The sequence below is a fragment of the Marinobacter sp. LM1 genome (assembly GCF_042763285.1).
Lineage (GTDB): Bacteria > Pseudomonadota > Gammaproteobacteria > Pseudomonadales > Oleiphilaceae > Marinobacter > Marinobacter nauticus.
In genome coordinates this window covers 866,955-892,779 of sequence record NZ_CP114373.1, presented here as the reverse complement: position 1 = coordinate 892,779, position 25,825 = coordinate 866,955, and the positions used below count along the sequence as shown (strand labels likewise).

General features: G+C 57.1%; 25 protein-coding genes. 6 read left to right on the top strand and 19 right to left on the bottom strand.

Annotated features, from left to right (window positions below; all coding sequences use genetic code 11):
* Positions 1 to 43 precede the first annotated feature (43 nt).
* Both OZ656_RS04140 and OZ656_RS04135 read left to right on the top strand, forming a co-directional pair.
* Positions 44 to 1,432, top strand: coding sequence for a sigma-54-dependent transcriptional regulator (locus OZ656_RS04140; RefSeq protein WP_379944991.1), 1,389 nt, complete (start codon positions 44 to 46; stop codon positions 1,430 to 1,432).
* Positions 1,433 to 1,513: 81 nt separating this feature from the next.
* The gene (locus OZ656_RS04135; RefSeq protein ID WP_379944990.1) at positions 1,514 to 2,074 is read left to right on the top strand and encodes a GspH/FimT family pseudopilin; all 561 of its coding nucleotides are present in this window, start codon (positions 1,514 to 1,516) and stop codon (positions 2,072 to 2,074) included.
* Position 2,075: 1 nt separating this feature from the next.
* Here OZ656_RS04135 and OZ656_RS04130 read toward each other — a convergent pair whose 3' ends face one another.
* The 13 genes from OZ656_RS04130 to murJ all read right to left on the bottom strand — a co-directional run bounded on the left by OZ656_RS04130 (position 2,076) and on the right by murJ (position 16,364).
* Positions 2,076 to 2,492: a type IV pilin protein gene (locus OZ656_RS04130; RefSeq protein WP_278350811.1), complete on the bottom strand. Its 417-nt coding sequence runs from the start codon at positions 2,490 to 2,492 to the stop codon at positions 2,076 to 2,078.
* Positions 2,489 to 2,815, bottom strand: a complete 327-nt coding sequence (locus OZ656_RS04125; RefSeq protein ID WP_278350810.1) for a hypothetical protein — start codon at positions 2,813 to 2,815, stop codon at positions 2,489 to 2,491. The genes OZ656_RS04130 and OZ656_RS04125 overlap by 4 nt, the downstream gene beginning before the upstream one ends.
* Positions 2,816 to 2,854: 39 nt before the next feature.
* Entirely contained in the window at positions 2,855 to 6,247 is a 3,393-nt protein-coding gene (locus tag OZ656_RS04120) for a pilus assembly protein (RefSeq protein ID WP_379944989.1), read from the bottom strand.
* Positions 6,244 to 6,813, bottom strand: a complete 570-nt coding sequence (locus OZ656_RS04115; protein ID WP_278350808.1) for a PilX N-terminal domain-containing pilus assembly protein — start codon at positions 6,811 to 6,813, stop codon at positions 6,244 to 6,246. Before OZ656_RS04115 ends, OZ656_RS04120 begins: the two co-directional genes overlap by 4 nt.
* Positions 6,814 to 6,827: 14 nt before the next feature.
* Positions 6,828 to 7,898, bottom strand: coding sequence for a PilW family protein (locus OZ656_RS04110; RefSeq protein ID WP_278350807.1), 1,071 nt, complete (start codon positions 7,896 to 7,898; stop codon positions 6,828 to 6,830).
* Positions 7,898 to 8,302, bottom strand: a complete 405-nt coding sequence (gene pilV / locus OZ656_RS04105; RefSeq protein ID WP_278350806.1) for a type IV pilus modification protein PilV — start codon at positions 8,300 to 8,302, stop codon at positions 7,898 to 7,900. The genes OZ656_RS04110 and pilV overlap by 1 nt, the downstream gene beginning before the upstream one ends.
* A gap of 10 nt (positions 8,303 to 8,312) precedes the next feature.
* On the bottom strand, positions 8,313 to 8,777 hold the full coding sequence (locus OZ656_RS04100) for a GspH/FimT family pseudopilin (protein ID WP_286714931.1): 465 nt from the start codon (positions 8,775 to 8,777) through the stop codon (positions 8,313 to 8,315).
* A gap of 128 nt (positions 8,778 to 8,905) precedes the next feature.
* Positions 8,906 to 9,856 carry a 4-hydroxy-3-methylbut-2-enyl diphosphate reductase gene (gene ispH, locus OZ656_RS04095; protein WP_379944988.1) on the bottom strand — a complete coding sequence of 317 codons (951 nt, stop codon included), beginning with the start codon at positions 9,854 to 9,856 and terminating at the stop codon, positions 8,906 to 8,908.
* A gap of 2 nt (positions 9,857 to 9,858) precedes the next feature.
* Entirely contained in the window at positions 9,859 to 10,311 is a 453-nt protein-coding gene (fkpB, locus tag OZ656_RS04090; RefSeq protein WP_379944987.1) for an FKBP-type peptidyl-prolyl cis-trans isomerase, read from the bottom strand.
* Between the two features lie 5 nt (positions 10,312 to 10,316).
* Positions 10,317 to 10,838, bottom strand: a complete 522-nt coding sequence (gene lspA / locus OZ656_RS04085) for a signal peptidase II (protein WP_379944986.1) — start codon at positions 10,836 to 10,838, stop codon at positions 10,317 to 10,319.
* Complete coding sequence (ileS, locus tag OZ656_RS04080) at positions 10,838 to 13,657, bottom strand: isoleucine--tRNA ligase (RefSeq protein WP_379944985.1); 2,820 nt, start codon at positions 13,655 to 13,657, stop codon at positions 10,838 to 10,840. Before ileS ends, lspA begins: the two co-directional genes overlap by 1 nt.
* 33 nt (positions 13,658 to 13,690) lie before the next feature.
* The gene (ribF, locus tag OZ656_RS04075; RefSeq protein WP_011784379.1) at positions 13,691 to 14,659 is read right to left on the bottom strand and encodes a bifunctional riboflavin kinase/FAD synthetase; all 969 of its coding nucleotides are present in this window, start codon (positions 14,657 to 14,659) and stop codon (positions 13,691 to 13,693) included.
* Between the two features lie 118 nt (positions 14,660 to 14,777).
* Positions 14,778 to 16,364 (bottom strand): murein biosynthesis integral membrane protein MurJ, encoded by a 1,587-nt coding sequence (murJ, locus tag OZ656_RS04070; RefSeq protein WP_379944984.1) that lies wholly within the window; start codon positions 16,362 to 16,364, stop codon positions 14,778 to 14,780.
* Positions 16,365 to 16,630: 266 nt separating this feature from the next.
* Between murJ and rpsT the strand changes: the two genes are divergently transcribed.
* Entirely contained in the window at positions 16,631 to 16,900 is a 270-nt protein-coding gene (rpsT, locus tag OZ656_RS04065; protein ID WP_011784377.1) for a 30S ribosomal protein S20, read from the top strand.
* Between the two features lie 66 nt (positions 16,901 to 16,966).
* Here the strand turns inward: rpsT and proB are convergent, their stop codons facing one another.
* From proB to rplU, 4 genes are all read right to left on the bottom strand, one after another.
* The gene (gene proB, locus OZ656_RS04060) at positions 16,967 to 18,091 is read right to left on the bottom strand and encodes a glutamate 5-kinase (protein ID WP_014420591.1); all 1,125 of its coding nucleotides are present in this window, start codon (positions 18,089 to 18,091) and stop codon (positions 16,967 to 16,969) included.
* 30 nt (positions 18,092 to 18,121) lie between these two features.
* Entirely contained in the window at positions 18,122 to 19,315 is a 1,194-nt protein-coding gene (gene cgtA / locus OZ656_RS04055; RefSeq protein ID WP_228225022.1) for an Obg family GTPase CgtA, read from the bottom strand.
* A 136-nt stretch (positions 19,316 to 19,451) separates the two neighbouring features.
* The gene (rpmA, locus tag OZ656_RS04050) at positions 19,452 to 19,712 is read right to left on the bottom strand and encodes a 50S ribosomal protein L27 (protein ID WP_011784374.1); all 261 of its coding nucleotides are present in this window, start codon (positions 19,710 to 19,712) and stop codon (positions 19,452 to 19,454) included.
* A 35-nt stretch (positions 19,713 to 19,747) separates the two neighbouring features.
* Entirely contained in the window at positions 19,748 to 20,059 is a 312-nt protein-coding gene (gene rplU, locus OZ656_RS04045) for a 50S ribosomal protein L21 (RefSeq protein WP_011784373.1), read from the bottom strand.
* 241 nt (positions 20,060 to 20,300) lie between these two features.
* On the opposite strand from rplU, the gene ispB reads away from it, so the two are divergent.
* On the top strand, positions 20,301 to 21,269 hold the full coding sequence (gene ispB / locus OZ656_RS04040) for an octaprenyl diphosphate synthase (protein WP_379944983.1): 969 nt from the start codon (positions 20,301 to 20,303) through the stop codon (positions 21,267 to 21,269).
* Positions 21,270 to 21,283: 14 nt separating this feature from the next.
* Here ispB and OZ656_RS04035 read toward each other — a convergent pair whose 3' ends face one another.
* Positions 21,284 to 22,270 (bottom strand): glutathione S-transferase family protein, encoded by a 987-nt coding sequence (locus OZ656_RS04035; protein WP_379944982.1) that lies wholly within the window; start codon positions 22,268 to 22,270, stop codon positions 21,284 to 21,286.
* A 152-nt stretch (positions 22,271 to 22,422) separates the two neighbouring features.
* Between OZ656_RS04035 and OZ656_RS04030 the strand changes: the two genes are divergently transcribed.
* Together OZ656_RS04030 and OZ656_RS04025 are read left to right on the top strand one after the other, a co-directional pair.
* Entirely contained in the window at positions 22,423 to 23,343 is a 921-nt protein-coding gene (locus OZ656_RS04030) for a LysR substrate-binding domain-containing protein (protein WP_379944981.1), read from the top strand.
* Positions 23,344 to 23,425: 82 nt separating this feature from the next.
* A complete protein-coding gene (locus OZ656_RS04025) occupies positions 23,426 to 24,952 on the top strand; it encodes a wax ester/triacylglycerol synthase family O-acyltransferase (RefSeq protein WP_379944980.1) in 1,527 nt (508 codons plus the stop codon).
* A gap of 65 nt (positions 24,953 to 25,017) precedes the next feature.
* Here OZ656_RS04025 and OZ656_RS04020 read toward each other — a convergent pair whose 3' ends face one another.
* Positions 25,018 to 25,665 carry a DUF2057 family protein gene (locus OZ656_RS04020; RefSeq protein ID WP_379944979.1) on the bottom strand — a complete coding sequence of 216 codons (648 nt, stop codon included), beginning with the start codon at positions 25,663 to 25,665 and terminating at the stop codon, positions 25,018 to 25,020.
* Positions 25,666 to 25,825: the final 160 nt, after the last annotated feature.

The following is a 25,825-nucleotide window of genomic DNA, read 5'->3' as shown; positions in this document are numbered from 1 at the left end:
GGCCATCGGGCGTTTGAATTCAACAGGGAACCGAAGACACAGAATGACTACACAGACAGCGCTGATTGTTGACGACGAGCCGGATATCCGGGATCTACTGGAAATCACCCTCACCCGGATGGGCATTACCACCTACACCGCCCCCGATCTGGCCAGCGCCAGGGAACTACTGCAGCAGCACAATCCCCAGCTCTGCCTGACAGACATGAACCTGCCCGACGGCAATGGTATAGACCTTGTTCACTGGATTCAGCAACACACTCCCTGCACCCCCGTTGCAGTGATCACCGCCTATGGCAGCATGGACACGGCTATCGAATCGCTCAAAGCCGGCGCTTTTGACTTCGTATCCAAGCCCGTGGAGCTGCCCCGCCTGCGGGAACTGGTCAACAGCGCTCTGAAGCTGTCAGAACCCCAGACCGGCGAAACCGCCGAGTCCGATGAGCCCGGCCTGCTTCTGGGCGACTCGCCGCAAATCCGGAAACTGCGCACACAGACGAAAAAGCTCGCCAGAAGCCAGGCACCGGTGTTTATCAGCGGCGAATCCGGCAGCGGCAAGGAGCTGGTTGCCCGCATGATTCATCTGCAAGGGCCCAGAAGTGACGGCCCCTTTGTCGCCGTGAACTGTGGCGCAATCCCCTCGGAATTGATGGAAAGCGAGTTCTTTGGCCACAAGAAGGGCAGTTTCACCGGCGCTGTCGAAAACAAGCAGGGCCTGTTCCGCTCCGCCGATGGTGGCACCCTGTTTCTGGACGAAGTGGCCGACCTGCCCCTGGCCATGCAGGTAAAACTTCTGCGGGCCATTCAGGAGAAAGCCGTTCGTCCGGTCGGTGACACCAAAGAAGTGCCGGTGGATATCCGGGTGCTCAGCGCCACCCATAAAAACCTCCCGGAACTGGTGCAGGAAGGCGACTTCCGCCAGGATCTGTTCTACCGGATCAACGTGATCGAACTGGCTGTTCCGCCGCTGCGTGAGCGCGCGGATGATATTCCCTTGCTGGCAAAACACATTCTCCAACGCATAGCCCGGGAATACGAATGCGACCCGGCCAAACTCACCCCGGCCGCCATCGAACGACTCAAAGGCTACGAGTTTCCCGGTAACGTGCGGGAACTGGAGAACATTCTGGAGCGCGCTTTTACCCTGTGCGACGAAGACCTGATTGATGCCGGGGATCTGCATCTTGGCGGCGGTGTTGCGCCAGCGGGCTCGGCCTCGGCTGTCAACGAAACGGGCTCAGATACCGACGCCCCCTCTCCCCCGATGCCTGAGGGTGAAATAGACCTTGAGGGATATCTGGAGAGTATCGAGCGGCAGGCCATCGAAAAAGCACTGGAGGCAACGAGGTGGAATAAAACGGCAGCGGCCAAAAGACTGGGGATCAGCTTTCGGGCATTGCGGTATCGGTTGAAGAAGTTGGGGATGGAGTAACGTTGGGGTATAGTTAGTCCTCACTATGGCGCTTGCAGGATGCAACGCTGACCCAAATATGCCCAACACGGACGTTAATCGATGCATTCCCAGAAAAGAACAGGGTTCTCATTAATTGAGCTCCTTGTCCTCACTGCACTGATCGGATTACTGGCAGGCCTTGCTATGCCATCACTCACCAGCGCACTTCAAAACCAGGAAAGGCGTAGCACGCTGCACGACCTCCTGGGTCTGTTTGCCCTTGCACGACAACATGCCGTCATGGAAGGTGTCATCGTTACAGTGTGCCCTGTGAACTCGATGGGAGCATGTTCCCGGGATTGGAACAATGAAATCTATGCCTTTTCCGATCCAGATAATCAAAGGCAGCTAACCGCCGGCAAAGCCCCTATAAGAGTCGTTTCTACCGGAGGTTCAGGTAGGATCGTGGTGCGCTCACTGCATCGAAGCTATTTCCAGTTCAGGCCTTCTGGATTCGTCCATAGTGACCTCGGTAACATAACCTGGTGCCCGAATACAGGCAGTGCAAGGATGGCAGGACAAATCATTATCAGCCGAGGTGGAAGGGCGCGCCTGGCAAACGATCATGATGGAGATGGCATCCCTGAGGATGCTCAGGGACGCCCATTGAAATGCTCGTAATTTACCAGCAATCAGTCCCTGATGTTGAAGATCTCGCACCGGTCTGGGTTATGCGGAGCGTGCCACAGGTATCATTAGTCTGATCTCCGGTCGGCACGGCCTGCAGTGTATAGGTGTTAGCGGCAACAGTCCCATTGAAGCTCAGGTTGTAGAACGCAGTACCCGTTCTGGGGGATTGGTTAAACGGCAGGGTGGGCTGATTCCCCCCCTCCAGATATGAGAAATCTCCCGAATACTGACGCTCCATCCATTGCGCCAACTCCACCAGATCCGCCTGAGCCGTGGTTCTACGGGTTTCTCTTACGTGATTCGAATAAGAAGGGTACGCTATTGCCGCAATGATGCCGACGATGGCGACCACAATCATTAACTCAATTAGCGAGAAACCACGATGGTGCGTCATTCTGATATTGATCAAAACAGGTTAACCTCCCGCAAAATAAGGTAGCCGTCTTCGTTATCACGGTCTGATTCCAGGTTCGTGACACGCTGACCTTCCCGCAGAATATTTACCACGGCAGCGGGCGCGACTTCCTGACCATTGATCAGCACACTCCCCTCCAGAAAGTACTCTGTGTCATCAATCACGATCCGGCGCGCTTCAGCATGAATGGAATCCACCACATGCTGGCGTGGAGCGCCCTCTGGCGTTTCCAAACTGCCCGGAACTCCCTGGGCAACCACTCCGGTGCTTGACATCGCCAGAACGAGGACAATGGCTATGCTTCTACGACTACTCATGTTGCTAACTCCCCACCCAGTGCGTCCGGGCCATAACGATTAGTTGTCGATTAACTCATTCCAGCCTCTGCGCCCGGCATCAGTCACGGCACCACTCAGCGGCGGGATCTCCATAACGTCCACAGGGTCCTCGGCGTTACTTCCCGGCGTGAACCTGAAGGTGCCAAGAATGGTCGACTGGTTCGGCAAACCCTCCAACTTGTAACCAATGATTTTCTCCGGCCAGCGCAGGAAGGCCGCCTTTTTGGGGTTTCGCCCATCGAGGCCAAAGGCCATCGCCCAACCAGTACCGCCTCCCAGACACGGGTTCTCATCCGGTATCATGGAGTTAAGATAAACAAAATCACCACGAACCTGCGGGCTGACAACCGCTCTTTCACCGGTAATGGGCAGATCAACATACCAGCCTTTCGTGGTCGAGAAATCCAGTTCTTTACCATTGGAATAACGGACCGTCGCCGAAACGCCGTTGCTGTCTGTCACCGTACCCTCAGTAATCGTCCGAGACTCCAGGCTACTCACCGTCAGACCAGATGTACCACGGTCCCAAACACCATAGACGGACTGGGTATCAACCGATGTAACGTCTGCAGACTCCAGATATTGGCCGGTCGCAAAATAGATCATCAGATTGGGGATATTGCCTGCACGGGAAACCTTGCGATTAGCCGAGGCAACGGGAGCCGCAGTGATGGGCTGCTTGGCTTGAGTGGTGAACAGCGCCTGCGGATTCCCGCCGTTGTTGTAGGCCGATGCCCAGTTACCACTGGAATCTACGCTCGCAACCCACATATTGCCATCAAGATCACCGGCATAAACACGATCAATCAGATAATCCCCCGTGGTATCGAATGCTGCCAGAGGTGACAAACCGTCGCCACCAGCACCCTCAAACTCGACATAACGCACATCTGCACTATCCCAGGTACCGTCCATACCGCCTTCGATATCAAGCATGAAGAAACCCGTGCTTTCGGTATTGGAGTTGTAACCATTGGAGATAAACGCAGTCCAGCGCAGATTCGTTCCCCACTTCGTCATTCCAATGATTGGTGCCTGGGTGACATATCCCATTCGGGCGTCGTCCTGCCCCGAAAACTCCCAAAGAACAACTTTTTCGGCATTGGCCTCCGAAAATCCCGAGGGATCAGTGACGTCCAGCGCAAAGACTCCTTTTGCCCCGGCACGACCACCGCCAACAATAATCGTCCGCCAGTCTTCGTCCGCCGTCAGAGAACCATCGGCTTGTTTACCCTTGGTAAAGATATCCTGCTGTCGTATCTCCAGATCCACGTAATAACGATGCTGATAGGCCGGGTCCGACAGGAAGTGCAGACCCGCATTGCTGGCGGAAGCGTTGTATACGAATTCAGGTATGTATGCCAGCACCTCATTACCGCCATTGGCACTTGCGTTAAAGCCATGCAACATACCATCGTTGGATCCAGTATAAACAACCGGCGTACGAGACTTTTTGCTGCTGGCAAAATCAGAGAACCACTTGCCACTACTTCCAAATGGCAACGCATCCGGCCAGATCGCCCGGGGCTCACCGACAAACTCGGGGGATGAATTCACAATTGACCCCAGCCGGCTACCCCGCTTGCGCCATCCTGGAGTGCCCTCGAGTGAACGATCGCCCCGAATAAACGCAAGGCGCTGCTGGGCTATGGTGTCGGTAACACCGCCGAACCGCAGATCATTTTTCTGAGCGTTAGTCAGGTTGCCCCAGCGAAAACCGCCCGCAACACTGCCGTAGGTAATGATCACACGGTCGTCGGCACTGAGGTCCCTGTTGTCCAGAATATCCCGGGCAGACCAGCCGTTACCTTGCTTAACCGCTTCATTGATATCCGGTACGATGGGTGAGTTGGTTCCGCCGAGCTTGGCCGCTTTAAGGTCACCCGTCCAACCATTCGGGTCGAACTGGGTTGAGAAAATCAGGGCGCCCTGCTGAAAAGATGACACATCGAATTCCACCGCGGTGGACGAGCCAGCTTCATTGACGATCTCGCCAACCGTCCCCTTCAACTCTTTCGCGAAGGTTGCAGGATCTGAGGCACTAAAGAAACCTCCGCGGGCATTAACCGCCGCATGAAGCATATCGTTTACCTTGTCCTCATTACTGGTTCCACCCCACCAGTTCACGTAAGTGCCGTTCTCAATCGCTTTAAACGCATCAACCGGGTCGATGGACCCCGTCACGCCAAGCCCCACGGTATAAGTCACCATGTGTTGCCAGAACGCAGGATTTTTCTCCGAGGTCGGAACGTAGTTCACAATATCGGTTCGCAGGTCACGTTTCCAGTAATCCATAGCCACGTCGGCGAGGGTGGTGTCATCCCTGTTATCCTTGAATGGATTCACCGGCGTATATTTGAAAGAGTCACCCCTGTTGTTGGTAAGGGTATCGCCATCCTTGTCGTCGGCTTTCTTGGTCGCGTTGAGATTCAAGCTACCATTGTAATAGCCATCCGACATCAGAATGGTGTACGCCAACCGGCATTCCCGCACCGGATTGGTCGAACTTACCGACTCGCCAGGGTTATCCGCCCAGGCTCGTTTACTTTTCTCGAAGTAGGTACCCGCGCCATCCAGAGCACGCCTCAGTGGGGTGTTTCCGTTGGCGGGAACCGCGTAGAGCCAATCATAGAAGTCTTCACGCCTGGAGTTGGTGTACTCTCGAACGCCTTCCTGAACCGCCCGAACGCCGGAGGCATCATCAATGGTGTTCTTGCTCTCATTGTCGTAGTTAAGTCGCCCCCAGCCCAACCGGAAACTGGTCGGCAACTCAAAAAATGCCTCGCTAATGCCAGCACGAGAAGATTCAATTCGGGTGTTATAGTAAGAGTACCAATTAGCAAAATTGGTCTTTTCCGCCGCGCTCAGGTTGTTGACCGAAACATACGTGTAGCAGCCGTTCTGATAGGGATTGGCATCACAACTGCTGGAACTGTTGAACGTGAAGTAAAACCCCCCGCCTTCAACGTTGTAGCCAGCAATCGAGAACGTATCCCGCAGATCTCTGGAGGCACTGTTTCCGTCGTAACCGTTGATGGGCGCATTTGTATACGAAGAATTCGGATAGCGCCCCGTTCCATCCTCTTTGTAAGGGGGAAAATAGGTTACCGATGGGTCATACCACATTTTGTTGATGTGGGAAGAATAGTAGAAGCGATACTCAGCATCGGCCCCTTCCTGGTAGTAGCTGTTCCAGGACTTCGACTCGATGTCGTTATACCCGCCGATCTCATCTGGCATGTACTCGCGAGCCATGGAACCTGAGTCATCAATAATAAACATCAGATTGGGCGCTACGGCACTTCCCAGAAACAACGGCTGCTGAGCAAAATCCGGTCGAGCAGAGTAGCCAGACGCTGGCAGCACTATTAGAGCGGCCGATAATGCCACTTTAAGATTGAACTTGTTCACGGATTACCTCCTGCCAGCCCGTTTGGCTGGAATACGTAAAAGCCTTCAAGCAAGCGCACCCCGGAACCCGAAGGCCCTGACGCTCTGACCAGGATACGTGCGTAATCAAACTCCGCCGGCCCTTCAGAGCCATACTGGCTGAAATCCCGTGGCAACTGTCCCTCGGAATCCACCACGACTTTGCCTTTGTATTCAAAAAGGAATAGCGGCGTCACACCATTTACCGCAGAGCCCGCCACCGCACTTATCGGGTCGCCCGACGCGTCCTTATTCCAGGTCGCCGCAGAGAAAGGGGACGGCACCGTCACACTGGTATCCGTACCATCATAAAAGCCTGTCGTGCTGCCAAAATCTGACAGGTCCGACATATTATCCAGGGTCGCCTCCGCCTCTCGCATTGCCGTTTCGGCAACCTCAAGCGCCAGCATTCCGTCTCGCTGTGCCGTCGTCATTCGCTCCTGCATGATACTGCCCTGCATTCCGGAGAGAGCAAGCAGGCTAAGCACCAATAGAATGACCAGCGACATCAGTAGCGCAACACCTCGCTGTTGTCCTGCTCTATGCATAATAATCACCCGATTCAAAATGGATTTCTCAGGGCAGATGTAAAGTTGTATACCCGGTACAGTCTTCGATCCGCTGCGGTTGTCCGTTTGCTGGTGTCGGCGACGCAGTCTTCCCACCCGGGGAAGCAATAGGTCTGAGCGCTGTCACGGACGTTGTTGTCCTCCGAGGCCACCAGCAGACTCACCTCAACCGCAATCACCGAGTTCCAGTCTGAGACCGCCCCGGCGGCAAGCCAGTTCTGAACACCATTGGCAGCCGTGCCTTCTCCGAACCGAATTTCCATATCTTCTACCCCGATGACCAGCTCTTCCGTGGATCCGTCTCGCTCTCGCTTGAACAGCGAGCGGCCACCACCTGTCGCATTCCCGATGAAATAGCCTTCGCTGTAGGCCTGAAAGAGTTCCGTACCGCGCCTGTAGGTGGCACTGAGGCACTGAGAACCGCACCCGGCCGGCGCATTACCCGAGAGGTCATTACCAGGGCGACCGTTGGAACCTGTAGTGCCATCCGCCGTGATGGTGACGTTCGAGCCGGATACATTCAGCGAAGAGATCTCAAACAAATCCCCCACCTCACAATTACTGATGAACACCACATCGCCTTCGCTAAGGCTGCCATCGGTGTTGAGCTGAATACTGGAGCCATTCGTCATATCGGCATCCAAACGGACAATATCTCCCGGACGCCGGACACCAGTTACATTAAAAAAACCCGTTCCTGCAACCGCTCCTGCCGGCCGCTCGGCGTTGTCGGCTGACACTCCAAAGGTGGAATATCCATGCAGAAGAGCATTGTAGTTTCCATCCGTACTATCCAGATTGTTGGTCAGGCTGGTAATCGGATAACAACCAAAAAACCCGGCATTACGGATAGCGCGGGCCAGGATATCGACGGCGATACGCCCGGACTCAGCCGAGCGAGCCATCGACTGATTGCTGCGGAACGACTGGCTGTTGGAGGTAAAAATCTGAACCAGCGCAACGGTCAGAATGGAACCAAGCAGCAAGGCAATCATCAGCTCGATCAGTGACAGACCGGACTGCTTCTTTGAGAAAGCGTTGGGGGCTAAATTATGACCGCTCATCACAGCCTCGCATCCAGAGTAAGTGTCTGAGACGATGTTCCACCTGACGCAGCAAACGGGTCTCGCTCAACCCAGGTAATCTGGACCTCGGCAATGTCACCGCCAGACTTGAGACTGATCGCCACATCTGCTCCAGGCCCCAAACCAGCCTTCACTTGCTTTTTCAGGTCAGCAATCTCGGTAGCGGTGAGGTTAAGGCCACCGTTTGAGCGAACCCTGTCAGCCAGAGACTGGGCATACATGGTCGCTTCTGAGCGGAGAGTAGAATTGGCGGTCTGCTGCATTGACACCAGCTGCACACCCGCCACTCCCAACAATCCGATCGCAAGTATCAATACCGCTATCAACACTTCGATCATGGTGAAGCCGCGCTGAACTTTTCGATTACAATGATTTTTAGCCATCAGGTCAGCCTCATGGACAGGTTATTCGTTGAGAACGGATCTGACCGCCACCGGTCATTGTAATTCTTACCCCATCTTCGCCAGACGCCCGACAGATATCGAATATTGGCGGCGGGGCGCCAAGGAGCAGCCCCGTTGCCGCAAATCTCGGGTTGCCGCCTTGAGTTCGGGTAATGCTGTAGGAACCGGGAGCTCCCTGAAACTCGCTGATAACGGAGCCACCATTATCGACCACACGGTAACCAGCGGTGAAAGACCCGGCGGGCACCAGGGACACCGGAGCTCCCATACGCACGGCCTCTGATCTCGCCAGGTTTAAAGCTCCAACCAAATCATTACCGGTGGTGGTCAGCTGATTGCTTTCAATAATACGTGAGAAGCTTGGCACCGCGATGGTGGCAACGACTCCCAGAATGGCCACAAGTACCAACAACTCAATCAATGTAAATCCTCGCTGCGCTCTAATACTGCGCATAAGCCAGCTCCCTGAACAATTTTTCATCTCTATAGAATAAAGGCGCACAAAAAAACCGCCAGATGTCATCGACAAGTGGCGGCTTCTGACTGACAAGCGGGAATCAGCTCGCCAAAGTAAGACACAGCTCACACATTTACAGCATCAATCCGCAATTCCTTCGGCATGGAAAACACAATATTCTCCTCACGCCCGGACACTTCCTCCGGCTCTTCACCACCCAGCTCCTTGAGCCGATTGATCACATCCGCCACCAGCACCTCCGGTGCTGAGGCACCAGCAGTTACACCCACCGCTTTCTTTCCTTCAAGCCATTGCGGGTCGATCTGGTCAGCTTCGTCAATCAGGTAAGCCGGCGTACCCATGCGCTCAGCCAGTTCCCGAAGGCGATTGGAGTTGGAGCTGTTGGGGGAGCCCACCACCAGCATCAGATCGCAGTCTCCGGCCAGTTGTTTGACGGCGTCCTGCCGGTTCTGGGTGGCATAGCAAATATCATCTTTGCGAGGGCCTTCGATTTCCGGAAATTTGGCGCGCAGAGCATCGATTACCCGGGCGGTATCGTCCATGGACAGCGTGGTTTGCGTAACGAAGGACAAGCGGCTGGGGTCTTTCACTTTCAGCTTCTGCACGTCGGCTTCGTCTTCCACCAGGTAGATGTCGCCGCCGTTGCTGTGGTCGTACTGGCCCATGGTGCCTTCCACTTCCGGGTGTCCATGGTGGCCAATCAGGATGCACTCGCGGCCGTCGCGGCTGTAGCGCATCACTTCCATATGCACCTTGGTGACCAGCGGGCAGGTGGCGTCGAACACTTTCAGGCCGCGGCGGGAAGCTTCGTTCTGTACCGCCTGGGAGACGCCGTGGGCGCTGAAGATCACCAGTTTGTCGTCGGGCACTTCGTCCAACTCGTCGACAAAGATCGCGCCCCGGTTGCGCAGGTTGTCGACCACGAATTTGTTGTGAACCACTTCGTGGCGCACGTAGATGGGTGCTCCGAACACGTCCAGCGCGCGGTTTACAATTTCTATGGCGCGGTCTACGCCGGCACAGAAGCCACGGGGGTTAGCGAGTCGAATGTGCATAATCAGTGTGTCGGCCCTGCTGGTTCAACGTCGATAATCTGAACTTCAAAGCTCAGTGTATGCCCTGCCAGCGGGTGATTAAAGTCCACTTCCACCTGGTCACCTTCTACCCGCTTGATCACACCGGGCAGTTCCTGCTGGCGCGCGTCGGCGAAGGAAATCACCACACCCGGCTCCAGAACCATGTCAGCACTGAATTCGTGGCGCTTGAAGGTCTGGATATTGCTGGGGTTATGCTGGCCGAAGGCTTTTTCCGGAGGCACTTCGAAGGTTTTGTGGTCGCCGGCTTTCAGGCCCATCAGGTAGGCTTCGAAGTTCTGCGGCAGGTTTTCGTCACCGATTTCCAGGGTAGCCGGCTCTTTGTCGAAGGTGGTATCCACAGTTTCGCCGTCTTCAAACTTCAGGGCGAAGTGCAGTTTTACTCGGGTTCCCTTGTCGATGGGGAGTTCTTTCATGGGAATCAGTTGCTCCTGTCGGCATCGCCGCTATCGTCAGCGGGTTTGCGGAATGCGTCGATGATCATCATGGCAGCACCAATGGTGATGGCGGTGTCGGCCAGGTTGAAGGCCGGGAAATGCCAGTCCTGCCAGTAGAAATGCAGGAAGTCCACCACGTAGCCATGCACCACCCGGTCGTACACGTTGCCGATGGCGCCACCAAGGATCAATACGATGGCAATCGCGGTCCAGGTTTCATCGGCTTTGAGTTTTCTCAGCCAGCCCACCAGCACCACACTGACCACAACCGCCAGGGTGACGAAGAACCAGCGCTGCCAGCCGGCGGCATCGGCCAGGAAGCTGAATGCCGCGCCAGTGTTGTGCAGTAACGTCAGGTTGAAACTGGGCAGTACCGGTACCGGGTCACCGTAGGTCAGCATAGCCGTGGCTATGGCTTTGGTGCCCAGGTCAATGGCGATGACCAGCACCGCCAGCCACAGCCATTTCAGTTTACTGCCAGTGCTTTCAGTCATGACCGCATCCATCAGGCGTAAGCGCGGGTTTCACCCGGGCCCTCCACATTGGTCACGCAACGGCCACACAGATCGCTGTACTGCTCGTTCTGCCCCACGTCTTCACGGTGGTGCCAGCAGCGTTCGCACTTGGCGTGAGTCGCCGGGGTCACTTTCACCAGCAGACCTTCCAGGTTGGTTTGCTCTACGCCCGCCGCTTCGCTCACCGGCTTAACGGTGGCTTCAGAGGTGATCAGCACAAAGCGCAACTCTTCACCTAGATAGTTCAGACGCTCGGCCAGGCTACCTTCGCAGTACAGAGTCACTTCCGCGCTCAACGAGCCTTTGATTTCACCACGGGCACGGACTTCTTCCAGGCACTTGTTGACCGCCTCTTTCACAGCGTAGATTTCTCGCCAGTAGTCACGGCCTAACTCGAAGCCTTCAGGCAGCGCAGTCAAGCCCTCGTACCAGGTTTCGTAGAACACGGTGTCGCCGCGCTTACCCGGCAGGTGCTGCCAGATTTCATCAGCGGTGAAGCTCAGGATTGGCGCAATCCAGCGCACCAGGGCTTCGGCTACATGATAGAGCGCGGTCTGGCAGGAACGTCGCGCCAGGCTGTCGGCCTGGGTGGTGTACTGGCGGTCCTTGGTGATGTCCAGGTAGAAGCCACCCAGGGTGGCTTCACAGAAGTTGTACACCTTCTGGTAGATCCGAAGGAAGGCATAGTTGCCGTAGTCTTCATGCAGTTCGTTCTGGAGCTGCAGGGCGCGGTCGACCATCCAGCGATCCAGGGCAATCATGTCTTCCGGCGCGACCATATGCTGGTCCGGATCAAACCCGGTCAGGTTGCTCAACAGGAAGCGTGCAGTGTTGCGGATACGGCGATAGCCGTCTGCAGTCTGGCGCAGGATATCCTTGGAAACGCTCATCTCACCGCTGTAGTCGGTGGCAGAGACCCACAAACGCAGGATGTCTGCACCCAGCTCGTTCATGACTTCCTGTGGGGCGATAACGTTACCCAGGGACTTGGACATCTTGTAGCCCTTGGCATCCACAGTGAAGCCGTGAGTGAGCACTTGCTTGTACGGCGCCACGCCATTCATGGCAATGGAGGTTTTCAGGGATGACTGGAACCAGCCACGATGCTGGTCAGAGCCTTCCAGGTACATATCGGCCGGGAACTGGCCCAATTCTTCACGTACCCGCAATACAGAGTCATGGGTGACACCCGAGTCAAACCAGACGTCCAGGGTATCCAGCACTTTTTCGTACTGGTCAGCATCGGCGCCCAGCAGTTCGTTCTGGTCAATGTCGTACCAGGCATCGATGCCGCCGGTTTCCACCGCCTGGGCGACTTTCTCGATCAGCTCCTGGGTGTTCGGGTGCAGCTCCTGGGTTTCCTTATGGATAAACAGGGTGATCGGCACGCCCCACGTGCGCTGACGAGAAATACACCAGTCCGGGCTCTGCTCGAACATGGCCTCGATGCGATTCTGGCCCCAGGCCGGCACCCAGCGCACGCCTTTGATGGCTTCCAGGGCATCGGCGCGCAGGTTAAGCTTGTCCATGCTGATGAACCACTGGGGCGTAGCCCTGTAGATCAGCGGGGTCTTGGTGCGCCAGCAGTGCGGGTAGCTGTGGCGGAATTTTTCCGAGCGTACCAGCTTGCCTTCGCGTTCCAGCGCGGCGCATACCGGCTCATCGGCCTTGTATACGTGCACACCAGCGAATTCGCCGGCCGCGTCAGTATAGGTGCCGTCGGCTTTCACCAGGTTGAGGGTGCCAATGCCGTATTCCTTACCCACCACGAAGTCTTCCATACCATGGTCAGGCGCTGTGTGTACTGCACCGGTACCGGCGTCCAGGGAAACGTGGTCACCCAGCAGCACAGGCACTTGCTTGTCGTACACCGGATGTTGCAGCAACTGGTTTTCCAGTGCGGAACCGGAGACGTTGGCCAGCACTTTGTAGTCTTCCACACCCCAGCGAGCCATGATGCCCTGCACCATGTCCGTGGCCAGAATCATTCGCTCAGCGCCGTGGCCGACATCTAACTGTACCAGTGCGTATTCAATATCGGCACCGATGGACACCGCCTGGTTGGCGGGAATCGTCCAGGGAGTCGTGGTCCAGATCACCAGGGATACATCGCCCTCACCTTCGCTGGTTCCGAAGGTTTTCAGTACGGCGTCCTGATCCACGACAGTGAAGCGCACGTCAATCTGGGTTGACGTTTTGTCCTGGTATTCAACTTCGGCTTCTGCCAGTGCGGACTGACCAACCACACTCCAGTAAACCGGCTTGAAGCCCCGCACCAGGTGGCCCTTGGCGACGATCTTGCCCAACGCCCGGACAATGCCCGCCTCCACTTTCGGATCCATGGTCAGATAGGGCTTGTCCCACTCACCCATCACGCCCAGGCGGATAAAGTCGGCCTTCTGGCCTTCGATCTGTTTGGTGGCGTAGTCTCGGCAGGCCTGGCGGAAGGTTTTGTAGTCCACCTTCACGCCGGCCTTGCCGATTTCCTGCTCAACCTTGTGCTCGATGGGCAGACCGTGGCAATCCCAGCCCGGCACGTAGGGTGCGTCGTAGCCCATGAAACTGCGGGATTTCACGATCATGTCTTTCAGGATCTTGTTGACCGCATGCCCGATGTGAATGCTGCCGTTAGCGTAGGGAGGGCCATCGTGCAGGATGAACTTCTCACGACCTTGGCGCTGCTTGCGCAGATTGCCGTAAACGTTCAGGTCCTGCCAGTGCTTGAGCATGTCCGGCTCGCGCTTGGCCAGGTTACCGCGCATGGGGAACGCGGTTTCCGGCAGATTCAGGGTATGCTTGTAGTCGCTCATGTCTGTGTGCGTACTCTTGGTTGGTCAGTTGAATCAGGTTTCCGGGGTGGCGGGGTTCTCCGCCAACCAGGCCCGGGCATGCTCAAAATCCCGGGCGATCTGTTGCCGAAGTTCGTCAACAGAGTCGAATTTCACTTCGTCCCGCAGGCCATGGCGGAACACGACTTCCAGGTGCTGGCCATAAAGTGTGCCAGCAAAGTCAAACAGGTGCACTTCCAGCGATGGTCGCTTGCCATCTACCGTGGGGCGCAGGCCGATGTTCGCCACGCCATCACGCCATTCCCCGGTATCGAGCCGGGCCCTCACCACGTAAACCCCTCTCAGCGCCGGCATCTGATGCAGCAGGATATTGGCGGTGGGCGCGCCGATCTGCCGGCCCAGCTGCCGGCCATATACCACCCGCCCATGGATCCGGTAAGGGTGCCCCAAGAGTCGCTCGGCTTCCTCAAGTCCGTTCACATTCAGGGCGTTGCGCACCCGGGTGCTACTCACCCGCTCTCCGTCCACGACAACGGTGCGGGTATTCTCAACTGTAAAGCCCCGTTCCTGCCCCACGCTTTGCAACAGCCTGAAGTCGCCGGCCCGGTCGCAGCCGAAGCGGAAGTCGTCGCCCACCACCAGGTGACGAACCCCAAGGCCATGGATCAGCACATCCTCGATAAAGCCCATGCCGGAATAGCTGCGGAAGGTTTCGTCAAAGCGGATACACAGCACCACATCAACGCCTTCGCCAAGCAGAGCTTCAAATTTCTGGCGAAACGGCATCAACCGGGGAGGCGCTTCCGCCCCCTTGAAAAATTCCTGGGGCTGAGGCTCGAAAATCATCACCACAGACGGCAGGTTAAGTGCCTGAGCCTTGCCTCTGACCTGATCGATGATGGTTTTGTGGCCCCGATGAACGCCGTCAAAGTTGCCGATAGTGGCCACGCACCCATCAGCCAGCGGAGAATCCGCACTTCCCGCGATACGCTTGAGATTGGTCAGGCCTCGAATCAGACGCATGTACTGCGAACCCTAATGCTGCCAATGGCTTTCGGCGCGCCGGCGCGAACGCGCGACGCACTGGTGAGAAAACGCGCGATTATACCCCAGGAGCGGGCGTGGTAGAAATGACGATGCCTTACTTCTGGCGGAATTGCCGCACGCGAACACCTGCAAGGGCCAGCGCAACAAAATAGGCGAGAACCCCAGCCACAACCAGAATCGTCATTTCCGAAGCCCTCTGCAGGCCAGTAAAGGCCAGCCATTGGCCAACCGGCACGTTCAGCCAGAGGATCACCGCTGCCAGCGCGCTGTTCGCAACCGCCAGCTGCATCAGGAACTTCGGCCAGCCCGACTGGCTTTTCCAGGCGCCTTCCTTGCGAAGTCCGCGCCAGAGCAGATAACCGTTGAGCCAGGCAGAAAGCGATGTCGCCAGCGCAAGCCCGGCATGCGCCAGCGGCACGATCAGCGCCAGGTTAAACACCATATTGGCGACCATGGCGATCACACCAATCTTTACCGGGGTTTTGGTATCTTCCCGGGCGAAAAAACCCGGTGCCAGCACCTTGATCAACATGAACGCCAACAAACCCGCAGAATAGGCCCGCAGACTTTGTGCTGACATCGCGACATCGCGATCGGTCACTTCGCCGTAGTGGAACAGAGTTGCGATCAAGGGCTCTGCCAGCAAAGCCAACGCCAGGGCGGCCGGCACGCCGATCAGCAGAACGGCCCGCACAGCCCAGTCCAGGGTCGCCGCAAACTGGTCCGCAGATGCTGCCGCATGCTTGCGCGACAGACTGGGTAGAATCACCGTGGCGATCGCAATACCGAACACCCCCAATGGCAACTCCGACAAACGGTCGGAGTAGTACAGCCAGGACACGCTCCCGGTTTGCAGGAAGGAGGCCAGCACGGTATCCAGTAACAGATTGATCTGGCTGACCGAAACCCCGAACAGCGCCGGCGCCATCAGCTTCAGAATACGACTTACCCCTTCGTGCCGGTAATCAATCCTGGGCCTGGGCAATAACCCCAAACGCATCAGAAACGGCAACTGGAAAAACAGCTGCAAGGCCCCGGCAATGAACACGCCCCAGGCCAGCGCCATCACCGGCTCATCCATCACCGGGGTGAGGAAAATAGCCGCAGCAATCATGGCCAGGTTCAGCAGTACCGGCGTAAAGGCCGGCACCGCAAACCGGTCATAACTGTTGAGAATGCCACCCGCAAAGGCGGTCAGGGATATCAACAGCAGATACGGAAAGGTAATGCGCAGCATCTCGCTGGTGAGCGCAAACTTGACGTCGTCACCCAGAAATCCTGGCGCAAACACCGCGGTCAGCACCGGCGAGCCGAGCATCGCAACAAGAGTTACCGCCAGAAGCACCAAACCCAGAGAACCGGCCACGGCGTCTACCAGGCGTTTCACTTGCGAAATATCCTGCGTTTCCCGATAGGATGACAACACCGGCACAAAAGCCTGAGAAAACGCACCTTCGGCAAACAGACGCCGGAGGAAGTTGGGAATCTTGAATGCCACAAAAAACGCGTCAGCCCCCGCTCCCGCGCCAAAATAGCGGGCAATCACCATATCCCGAACCAGACCCAACACCCGGGACAGCATGGTCATCATCCCGACCACGCCAGACGATCTCAACAATCCCGGCGCCCTGGGCGGTTCTGACTTCCCTGTTGAGGGTGGCTTTCGTTGTTCGGAAGACATGATTTCGACGTCCAGAATCCTGAGTGGAAGCTACGGGCCATCTCGGTAATCCACAAGGCGGAGTAACGCCCCACGGCCAGCCCCAGCGCTGCGATGCCGGAGTGTATCACAGGGCTTTGCAGGCGAGGCACGAACCGTGCGGCGGCCTTGACATTTCGGGCATTCAGCGGCATAGTTCCGCGTCATTTATTTCGACGCGCTGGTTTTGGCGCGCCCGCGATGTAAAAATTTCTTTTTTATAGCAACGAATTTTCAGGAGTTTTACGGTGGCAAATTCCCCGCAAGCCAAGAAGCGCGCTCGTCAGAACGAGAAAAACCGCAAGCATAACGCCAGCCTGCGTTCCATGGCACGCACCTACATGAAAAAGGTCGACGCCAAGATCAAGGCCGGCAACCACGATGAAGCACAGGCTGCTCTGAAAGAAGCTCAGCCGATCATGGACAGCATGGTTAACAAAGGCATCTTCGCCAAGAACAAGATTGCTCGCCACAAGAGCCGTCTGAACGCCAAAATCAAGGCCCTCAAAAGCGCCTGATTCTGTGCGAAATAAAAAAACCGGCTAATCAGCCGGTTTTTTTGTGTCTGAATCAAGCGAAAAAGATCAAACCACCACCAGATTATCCCGATGGATCATCTCCTCATCAGACACATAACCCAGAACATCATTAATGCGATCACTGGACCGACCCGAGATGGCCCTGGCTTCATCAGCGTCATAGTTAACCAGCCCCCGCGCGATTTCTTTGCCAGTCAGATCGACACAGGAGACCATCTCCCCCCTCCGGAACTGCCCTGACACCGCCTTCACACCCACCGGCAACAGACTCCGTCCACCCTGGCGCAACACCTTCACCGCACCATCATCCAGCGTGAGCTTGCCCCGGGTTTGCAAGTGACTGGCAATCCACTGCTTTCTGGCCGCCAGTCGCCCCTGCTCCGGCAACAGCAAGGTGCCAATCACATCACCCTGGCGTAATCGGGCAATCACATGCTCAATCCGGCCACCAACAATCACGGTAAACGCGCCTGAGCGGGCCGCTAACCGGGCCGCCCTCAGCTTGGTCTGCATACCACCGCGCCCGAGCGCTCCGGCACCACCGCCGGCCATGGCATCCAGCTCGCGGTCTTCCGCCCTGCGCTCGGTCACCAGCACAGCATCGCCGTGCTTGCGGGGGTCTTTATTAAACAGGCCCACCTGATCGGTCAGAATGATCAGACCATCCGCCTCAATCAGGTTCGCCACCAGCGCACCCAGGGTGTCGTTATCACCAAAGCGGATCTCGTCGGTCACCACCGTATCGTTCTCGTTCACGATCGGCACCACACCGTAATCCAGCAACGTACGCAGGGTACTGCGGCCGTTCAGGTAACGCTTGCGGTCGGAGAGGTCGTCGTGGGTCAGCAGAATCTGCGCCGTATGGATATCATGGCGCTTGAACTGGGCCTCCCAGGTCTGCACAAGCCCCATCTGCCCCACAGCAGCCGCAGCCTGCAACTCGTGCAGGTGCTGGGGGCGAACGGTCCAACCAAGGCGACTCATACCTTCGGCGACCGAGCCGGAGGACACCACCACCACCTCCACCCCTTCGGCAATCAGCTCTGCGATCTGATCTACCCACAACCCCAACGCGGCCACATCCAGGCCTTTGCCATCATTGGTCAGCAAGGCACTACCGATCTTGACCACCAGGCGGCGGGCCTGTCGAAGCTGAAGGCGTTCACTCATGATAGCGGTACGGTCTCTTCCGTTAGTGAGTTATTCCGGTGCGTAAACCACTTCAACGTCGTAATCATCGTCGTCAAAGTCGTCGTCATCATCCGCGTTGCGGGCCGCTCTACGGGCCTGACGATCCGCCTCAATTTTCTGACGGGCCTCTTCGTCCATGCGACGCCTGCGCGCGGCTTCCTGCTCAGCGAAATCGGGATTGTCGGCTTCCTGCTCAGCCTGCTCCTCAATCCAGCGCATCACGGCCTGCACCAGAGGTTTGGTGCCCTCACCACTCAGCGCGGAAATGCGGAACACAGGCCCCTCCCAGCCAAGCTCATCAACAATGGCCTGACAATGGGCCTCGCGATCTTCCTCGGCAACCATATCGACCTTGTTCAGTACCAGCCAACGTGGACGGCTGGCCAGCGTTTCACTGAACTTTTCGAGCTCGTGGGCAATCGCCCTGACCGCGTCGGCCGGGGACGAGCCGTCAAATGGAGCAACATCCACCAAGTGCAGCAACAAGCGCGTCCGGACCAGGTGCTTCAGGAAACGAATACCAAGCCCAGCTCCCTCCGCGGCCCCCTCAATCAGACCAGGGATATCCGCGATAACAAAGCTTTGATGGGCCTGCACACTGACCACACCAAGATTTGGTACCAGGGTGGTGAAGGGATAATCCGCTACCTTCGGGCGCGCGGCGGAAACCGACCGGATGAACGTAGACTTGCCGGCATTGGGCAAACCCAGCAGACCGACATCAGCCAGAACCTTCAGTTCCAGACGCAGATTACGCGCCTCACCCTCAGACCCTTTGGAGGTCTGACGCGGAGCACGATTAACGGACGACTTGAAGCGGGTATTACCAAGACCGTGAAAACCACCCTGGGCCACTTTCAGACGCTGACCTTCTTTGGTGAGATCACCCAGCACTTCATGGGTATCCATATCCACTACCGTCGTGCCAACCGGCACCGGCAGCACCAGATCTTCGCCTTTGGTACCGGTGCAGTTACGGCCAGCGCCCGGCTCACCATTCTGGGCCTTGTATTTACGCTGAAAGCGGTAATCAATCAGGGTATTGAGTGCGCTGTCCGCCTCCAGATAGACGGAACCGCCATCCCCACCGTCACCGCCGTCGGGACCACCCTTTGGCACGTACTTTTCCCGCCGGAAGCTCAGGCAACCATGCCCGCCTTTACCGGCTTCAACAATGATGGTGGCTTCGTCTACAAATTTCATACGCCAAATGCCTTTGCATAAACTAAAAAGCCCCGCAGCCTCAAGGAAGCTTTGCGGGGCTCCGGATTCACCTGAGAACTGACTAAATCAGCATATCAGGCAAACCCAAGGTTCAACAGAACCGGATCGCCGCTGCTTACGCAGCCGGAACGATGCTTACGAACTTGCGGTTCTGCGGTCCTTTGGTTTCGAACTTCACCTGACCTTCCGCTTTCGCGAACAGGGTGTGGTCCTTGCCAATGCCTACGTTGCTGCCAGCGTGGAAACGGGTGCCACGCTGACGAACGATGATGCTGCCTGCAGATACAGACTCGCCACCGTAGCGCTTGACACCAAGTCGTTTCGACTCGGAATCGCGACCGTTACGGGTACTACCTGCTGCCTTTTTATGAGCCATTACCAGCCTCCTTCATTAAGGGGTTATTCGAGGGCTTAGCCCTGGATACCCGTGATCTTGACTTCAGTAAACCACTGACGGTGGCCCTGACGCTTCATGTGATGCTTACGACGACGGAACTTGATGATGTTCACTTTGTCGTGACGACCGTGGCTAACCACTTCTGCGGTCACCTTGGCACCTTCAACAACCGGAGCGCCAACTTTTACGTCGTCGCCATTGGCAACCAGAAGAACACGATCAAACTCAACGGAACCGCCGGTTTCAACTTCCAGCTTTTCCAGCTTCAGAGTTTCGCCTTCTTTTACACGGTGCTGCTTACCACCGCTAACAATAACTGCGTACATTCATAGTCTCCGCGATTGACCCATCCCTGCTCTTATCCACCTGGTTCTAAGGGAAGCGCTCTGGCGACCCTATTGCAGGGAGCGCAGGTTGGGATGAGTTGGGCGCGTGATTGTACGAAAACCCGTCGACCAATACAAGCCGGATTCCGGCTCAAGTTGACACTGTAAGCAGCAATACCTAGCATTGCCGCGACCTGCCCGAAAACTCAACGAAAACACCAGCAAGGGACTTACCGGCCCGATGACAGCCCAGCGCATCTACGACACCGTAGCGGATGATTTCAGCCGCGTTAACGACCTTATCATCAAGCGGCTCGTTTCCGATGTCCCGCTGGTTGAGAAAATCGCCCAGTACATTATCGAAAGCGGCGGCAAACGCCTGCGACCTTTGCTGGTTCTCCTGGCCAGCCAGGCCGCCGGCTACCAGAAAGACGATCATCTGAAGCTGGCTGCCGTGATTGAATTCCTGCATACCGCCACCCTGCTGCACGACGATGTGGTAGACACCTCCGATATGCGCCGCGGCCGCAGCACAGCCAACGCAAAATGGGGCAACGCGCCCAGCGTGCTGGTCGGCGATTTCCTCTATGCCCGGGCCTTCGAAATGATGGTCGAGCTGCAGAGCCTGCCGATCATGAACGTGCTGTCGCACGCCACGGCCGTTATTGCCGAGGGAGAGGTCATGCAGCTGATGAATGTGAAGAACCCGGACTTGAGCGAAGACCAGTATATGGTCGTTATCCACAACAAGACCGCCATGCTGTTTGAAGCCGCGTCCCACACGGGCGCCCTGCTGGCCGGAGCCAGCAGGGAACAGGAAAATGCCCTGAAAGACTATGGCAAACACCTCGGGCTGGCATTCCAGCTGGTTGATGACGTTCTCGATTATCAGGGCGATGCCGAAACCATGGGCAAGAACGTGGGAGACGACCTGGCGGAAGGCAAAACCACCCTGCCGCTGATCTACGCCATGGCCAATGGTAGCGAAGCCGAAAGGCAACTGATCCGCCAGGCCATCCGGAAGGGAGGGCTGGATGACCTGCCGAAGGTACTGGATATCGTTAAGGCGTCCGGTGCCATCGAATACACCATGACAAAAGCAAAAGAGCAGGCGCAGATCGCGAGAGACCTGCTGGCCTGCCTGCCGGGCTCTGAGCACCGGCAGGCGCTGGAATTATTGACCGAAGTGGCGGTAGCCCGGGTCAGCTAGTAGACCAGGCCCATTCAGCCGAGATGTTCACGCCCGTGGGGTGCTTCGAATTCCAGCTCTGGCCCCACCGGCACAATCTGGGTTGGGTTTATGGTGCGCTGACTTACATAGTAGTGACGCTTGATCTGGCCCAGATCCACGGTTTCCGCCACGCCCGGCACCTGATATAGCTCCCGCACATAGCCGGACAGATTCGGATAGTCGCGGATCTGCTGGCGGTTGCACTTGAAGTGGCTGTAATACACCGCATCAAACCGGATCAACGTGGTGAACAGCCGCCAATCGGCCTCGGTTAGCCGGTTACCGGTGAGATAGCGCTTTTCCGCCAGCCTTTCTTCCAGCCAGTCCAGGGAGTCGAACAGGGCCTGATAGGCCTCCTCATACTTGTCCTGCGCAGTGGCGAACCCGGCTTTATAAACGCCATTGTTCACCGTGTGGTAAACCCGTTCATTCACCGCCTCGATGTCACCACGCAGGCTTTCCGGGTAGAAATCCCGGTAGTTATTCACGCCCTCAAGGCCATCAAAGGCGGAATTGAACATCCGGATAATGTCTGCGGATTCATTACTGACAATGGTTTCGCGCTCTTTGTCCCACAACACCGGCACCGTGACCCGGCCAGAATAATGCGGGGCGGCACGGGTATAAATCTGGTGCATGAAGTCAAAATTATACAAGTCGTCTTGATGTTCTTTGCGACCGGGCCGGAACTCCCACCCGTTTTCCACCATGTCCGGGTGCACGACAGACACCGAAATATGGTTCTCCAGACCTTTGAGCTTCCGGAAAATCAAGGTGCGGTGGGCCCAGGGGCAGGCCATGGAAACATACAAGTGATACCGGCCACTCACTGCAGGAAAACCACCCTCTCCGGCCGGCCCGGCAGAGCCATCAGCGGTTACCCAGTTTCGGAACCGCGCCGCTTCGCGCTCAAACTTGCCGCCGGTTCTGCCCGTGTCATACCACTGATCGTGCCAACAGCCGTCAACCAACAAGCCCATAACTACCCTCCTACGAGGTCAGCCACCATGAAATTTGCCCTGATGAAGTGTGATGGGGCCGACCCGGTTCTGAATTAATAGAGACAGGCTAACGGCTGTGCTGCTAGGCTGATAGCAAGCATTTCTGGCAAACACTTTCAGATTATTCGAACATGCATACAGCCATTACCATCGACGCACTCAAAGTACTGGACGCTATCGACCGCAAGGGCAGTTTTGCCGGTGCCGCCAGCGAACTGTTCCGGGTTCCCTCGGCCATCAGTTACACCGTTCAGAAGCTTGAGGAAGACCTCAGCGTCAGTGTCTTTGACCGAACCGGCCACAAAGCCGTGCTCACGCCCGCCGGTCGTTACCTGCTGGAGGAAGGCCGCTCGCTGCTTGAAGCCGCCGAGAACCTGGCTCACTCTACCCGCCAGGTAGCTCAGGGCTGGGAAACCAGGCTTAGAATAGGATTCAACTCGCTGCTGCCGGCACAATGCCTGTTTCCGGCGATTGACGCTTTTTACCAATTGGGCGTTCCAGTGGATGTACAGGTGGTGGAGGAGGTCTTTGCAGGCGCCTGGGACGCCCTGCAAAGCCGGCGCGTCGACATGGTGATCGGCGCAGACCAGCTCAGCAAGCCCGCCGGAAGCTTTACCACCAAGCCACTGGGGGAGATACCTTTCGTCTTTGCCGTGGCGGCCAACCACCCTTTGGCCCAGGCAGAAGAACCCCTGACAGAAAGCGACATCGCCCCATTTCCCGCTGCCGTTGCCGCCGATACCTCCCGCGCGCTCCCCCCCGGCCATGCCGGTATCTTCCGGCGCCAACGAACCTTGACCGTCACCAACATCGACCAGAAAATCGCCATACAGGAAGCGGGCCTCGGCGTTGGCTGGCTGCCCTTGCCACGCATCCGGGAGGCACTGGTCGCGGGCCGGCTGGTGACGAAAGCCGTGCATGAACCACGCCCCCCGATCGCCATCCACCTGGCCCGGCACAGTGAAGACAAAGGCAAGGCGCTGATGTGGTTCTGGAACCGGCTGAGCGAAGACCAGAGCCTGAGCAAGTGGCTCAAGCCGGCGGATTCCTGAGGCAACGGAGCCAACCGGGGAATTCACGGTCTGGAGTATACTGGTCAGCCGAGTACAACGAGAAACACAAGGAGTGCGTTCCATGCGTCAGCTGTCGGAACTGGATGCCTCGTTCCTGTATCTGGAATCAGACACCACCCCGATGCACATCGGCGGCGTTTATCTGTTTGATGCCAGCGGCCTGTCTAACCCGCTGGCGTTCAGCACCTTCGTCGCCTACCTGCGCAGCCGCCTCCACGTGGTGCCTCTGTTCCGCCAGAAACTGAAAGAAATCCCTCTGCGGCTGGGCCGCCCCTATTGGGTGGACGATGCCGATTTCAGCATTGAGCGGCACCTCGCCTATGTGAACCTGGGTGAACACGGCAAGCAGGCCAGCCTGATGTCACTGGCCTCGAAAATTCTTGAGGAACCACTGAAACGCGACCGGCCGCTCTGGCACATAACCTTTGTCGATGGTTTCCGGATCGACGACCCCGAGGGCGAGAAAGAAGGGTTTGCACTGATCGTCAAACTGCACCATGCGGCCATTGATGCCTTCAGTGGCGAGGAAATCATGGGCAAACTGCTAGAGTACACACCCAGCCCGAGAACCATCACACCACCCCGACCCTGGCTGCCACGGCAGGAACCTTCGGAGGAGCGGGTGTTCCTGCAGGCCGGCGCCAACATGCTGAAAACGCCGATGCAACTGGCCTCGCTGGCCTATAACGCCGCCGAAGCCACAACCCGGGGACTGATCCAGAAGCAATTGCACAAGCTGCCATTGCCGCTGCCCTTGTTTACCGCACCCCACAGCCCCTTCAACCGGCAGATTACTGCCAACCGGCGAATTGTCTCAACCAGCGTGGACTTATCCCGGCTCAAAGCCATCAAAGGCTCTCTGGCGGACGTCACCCTGAACGACGTGGTCCTCGGCCTGTGCGCCGAAACTTTGGCCCGATACCTCGCCAACCAGAACATCGAAACGAGAACATCGCTGGTCGCCATGACACCGATCTCGGTTCGCTCCAGCAGTCTTCGCAAGGCCACCGGCAACCAGATGTCGGCCATGTTGCTGGACCTGGCCACCGCAGAACCCAACCCGGCAGCCCGGATCCGGCGAATTCACCGTAACGCGGTAGAATCGGAACCCTACCGTGAAGCCATAGCCGCGGACCGGCTGACCGAACTGCTACCATCAACACTGCTGGCACTGTCAGCCCGGCTGTATTCCGAGCTTCAGGTGGCACAACGCTATCAGCCCCTGTTCAATGTGCCGATTACCAACGTACCGGGCCCGCAGGTACCGCTGTACCTGCAAGGTGCCCGTTTGGTGCGCCATTACAACAGCGCCCCCCTGTTCGACAGCCTTGGGCTGGTAATTGTCGCGGTCAGCTACCAGGGCCAGCTCACCCTGAATTTCACCCTTTGCCCGGACGTGGTCGCCGACAGCGACCAGCTACCGGAGCTGGTACATGACAGCCTGGAAGCGATAGAGAAAGCAGCAGCAGAACTGGGCCCCGACCAGGGCCATGAGCAGTTTCCGGAACCGCAACACAACCTGACCGATGATGTCCTGGCCTATGTGGAAAAGCTATTGAAAGGTGGGCTGGGCAAATTCAGACGGTAACCGGGGCGTAAGCTGCAGTACTAATCAGATAGTGAAAAAGCCGGGCCCGCAGGCCCGGCCCGAGATTATTCGAATGCCCAACGCAGAAAGGCTTTCTTCTCTTCGTCCGAAGCATCTGCCCAAATGGCTTTGAGCTGTTCCAGTGCGGTGCCGTCCTGGGTGCGCCCGACACCTTCTGCGTCAGACACCGGTACCGGAGTGCGGTTGGCTGTCAACCGGGACTGTCCGTCCCATTCCTCAGATACCGCCACCACGGTACCGTTACCGGCAACAATCTTTGCCGAGAAGCTCTCCATCATGGCTTCGGCTTCCTGGCGGCTGCCCGGCTTATCAAACTCGAAACGGTAGACCGCGTCCGGGCTCGCCTCGAACCGTGCCACCTGAGGACCGCTCTCAATGACATGAACTTTGGATTCGCCATTGCGCACCACACCGGCCTTGGCCCAGATGGTTTTATAGTTGAACACCACTTCGTTTTCACCAGGCAGCAAACCGTAATCCAGTGCCAGGTCGTCGATCAGGAAGTTGGTCATGCTCCGGCCATTCACGCTGACCACCTGTATCGCACCGGGCGCCTGAAGCACTGCCGGCTCCGTTGCCGCGGGCAGTTGGCCTTCCCAGGTATCGACCCTGGCCACGGTAGACGCACAGCCCGCCATGACCACACTCACCAGAACAGCCAGCAACTTGAAAAGCCTTGGAACGTGACACATACTCACTTCATCTCCTTATCCATAGGGATGGCCGTTGGCACGGCCTGCAATGTTGAGGGCAACGCTGCCAAGCATTCTGACCATCCCGGCTGATCAGAGCAAGGCACACAATCGAATTCGCTTTCGATGCTGAAAGGTCCGGAATGTGATGCCCGGCGTA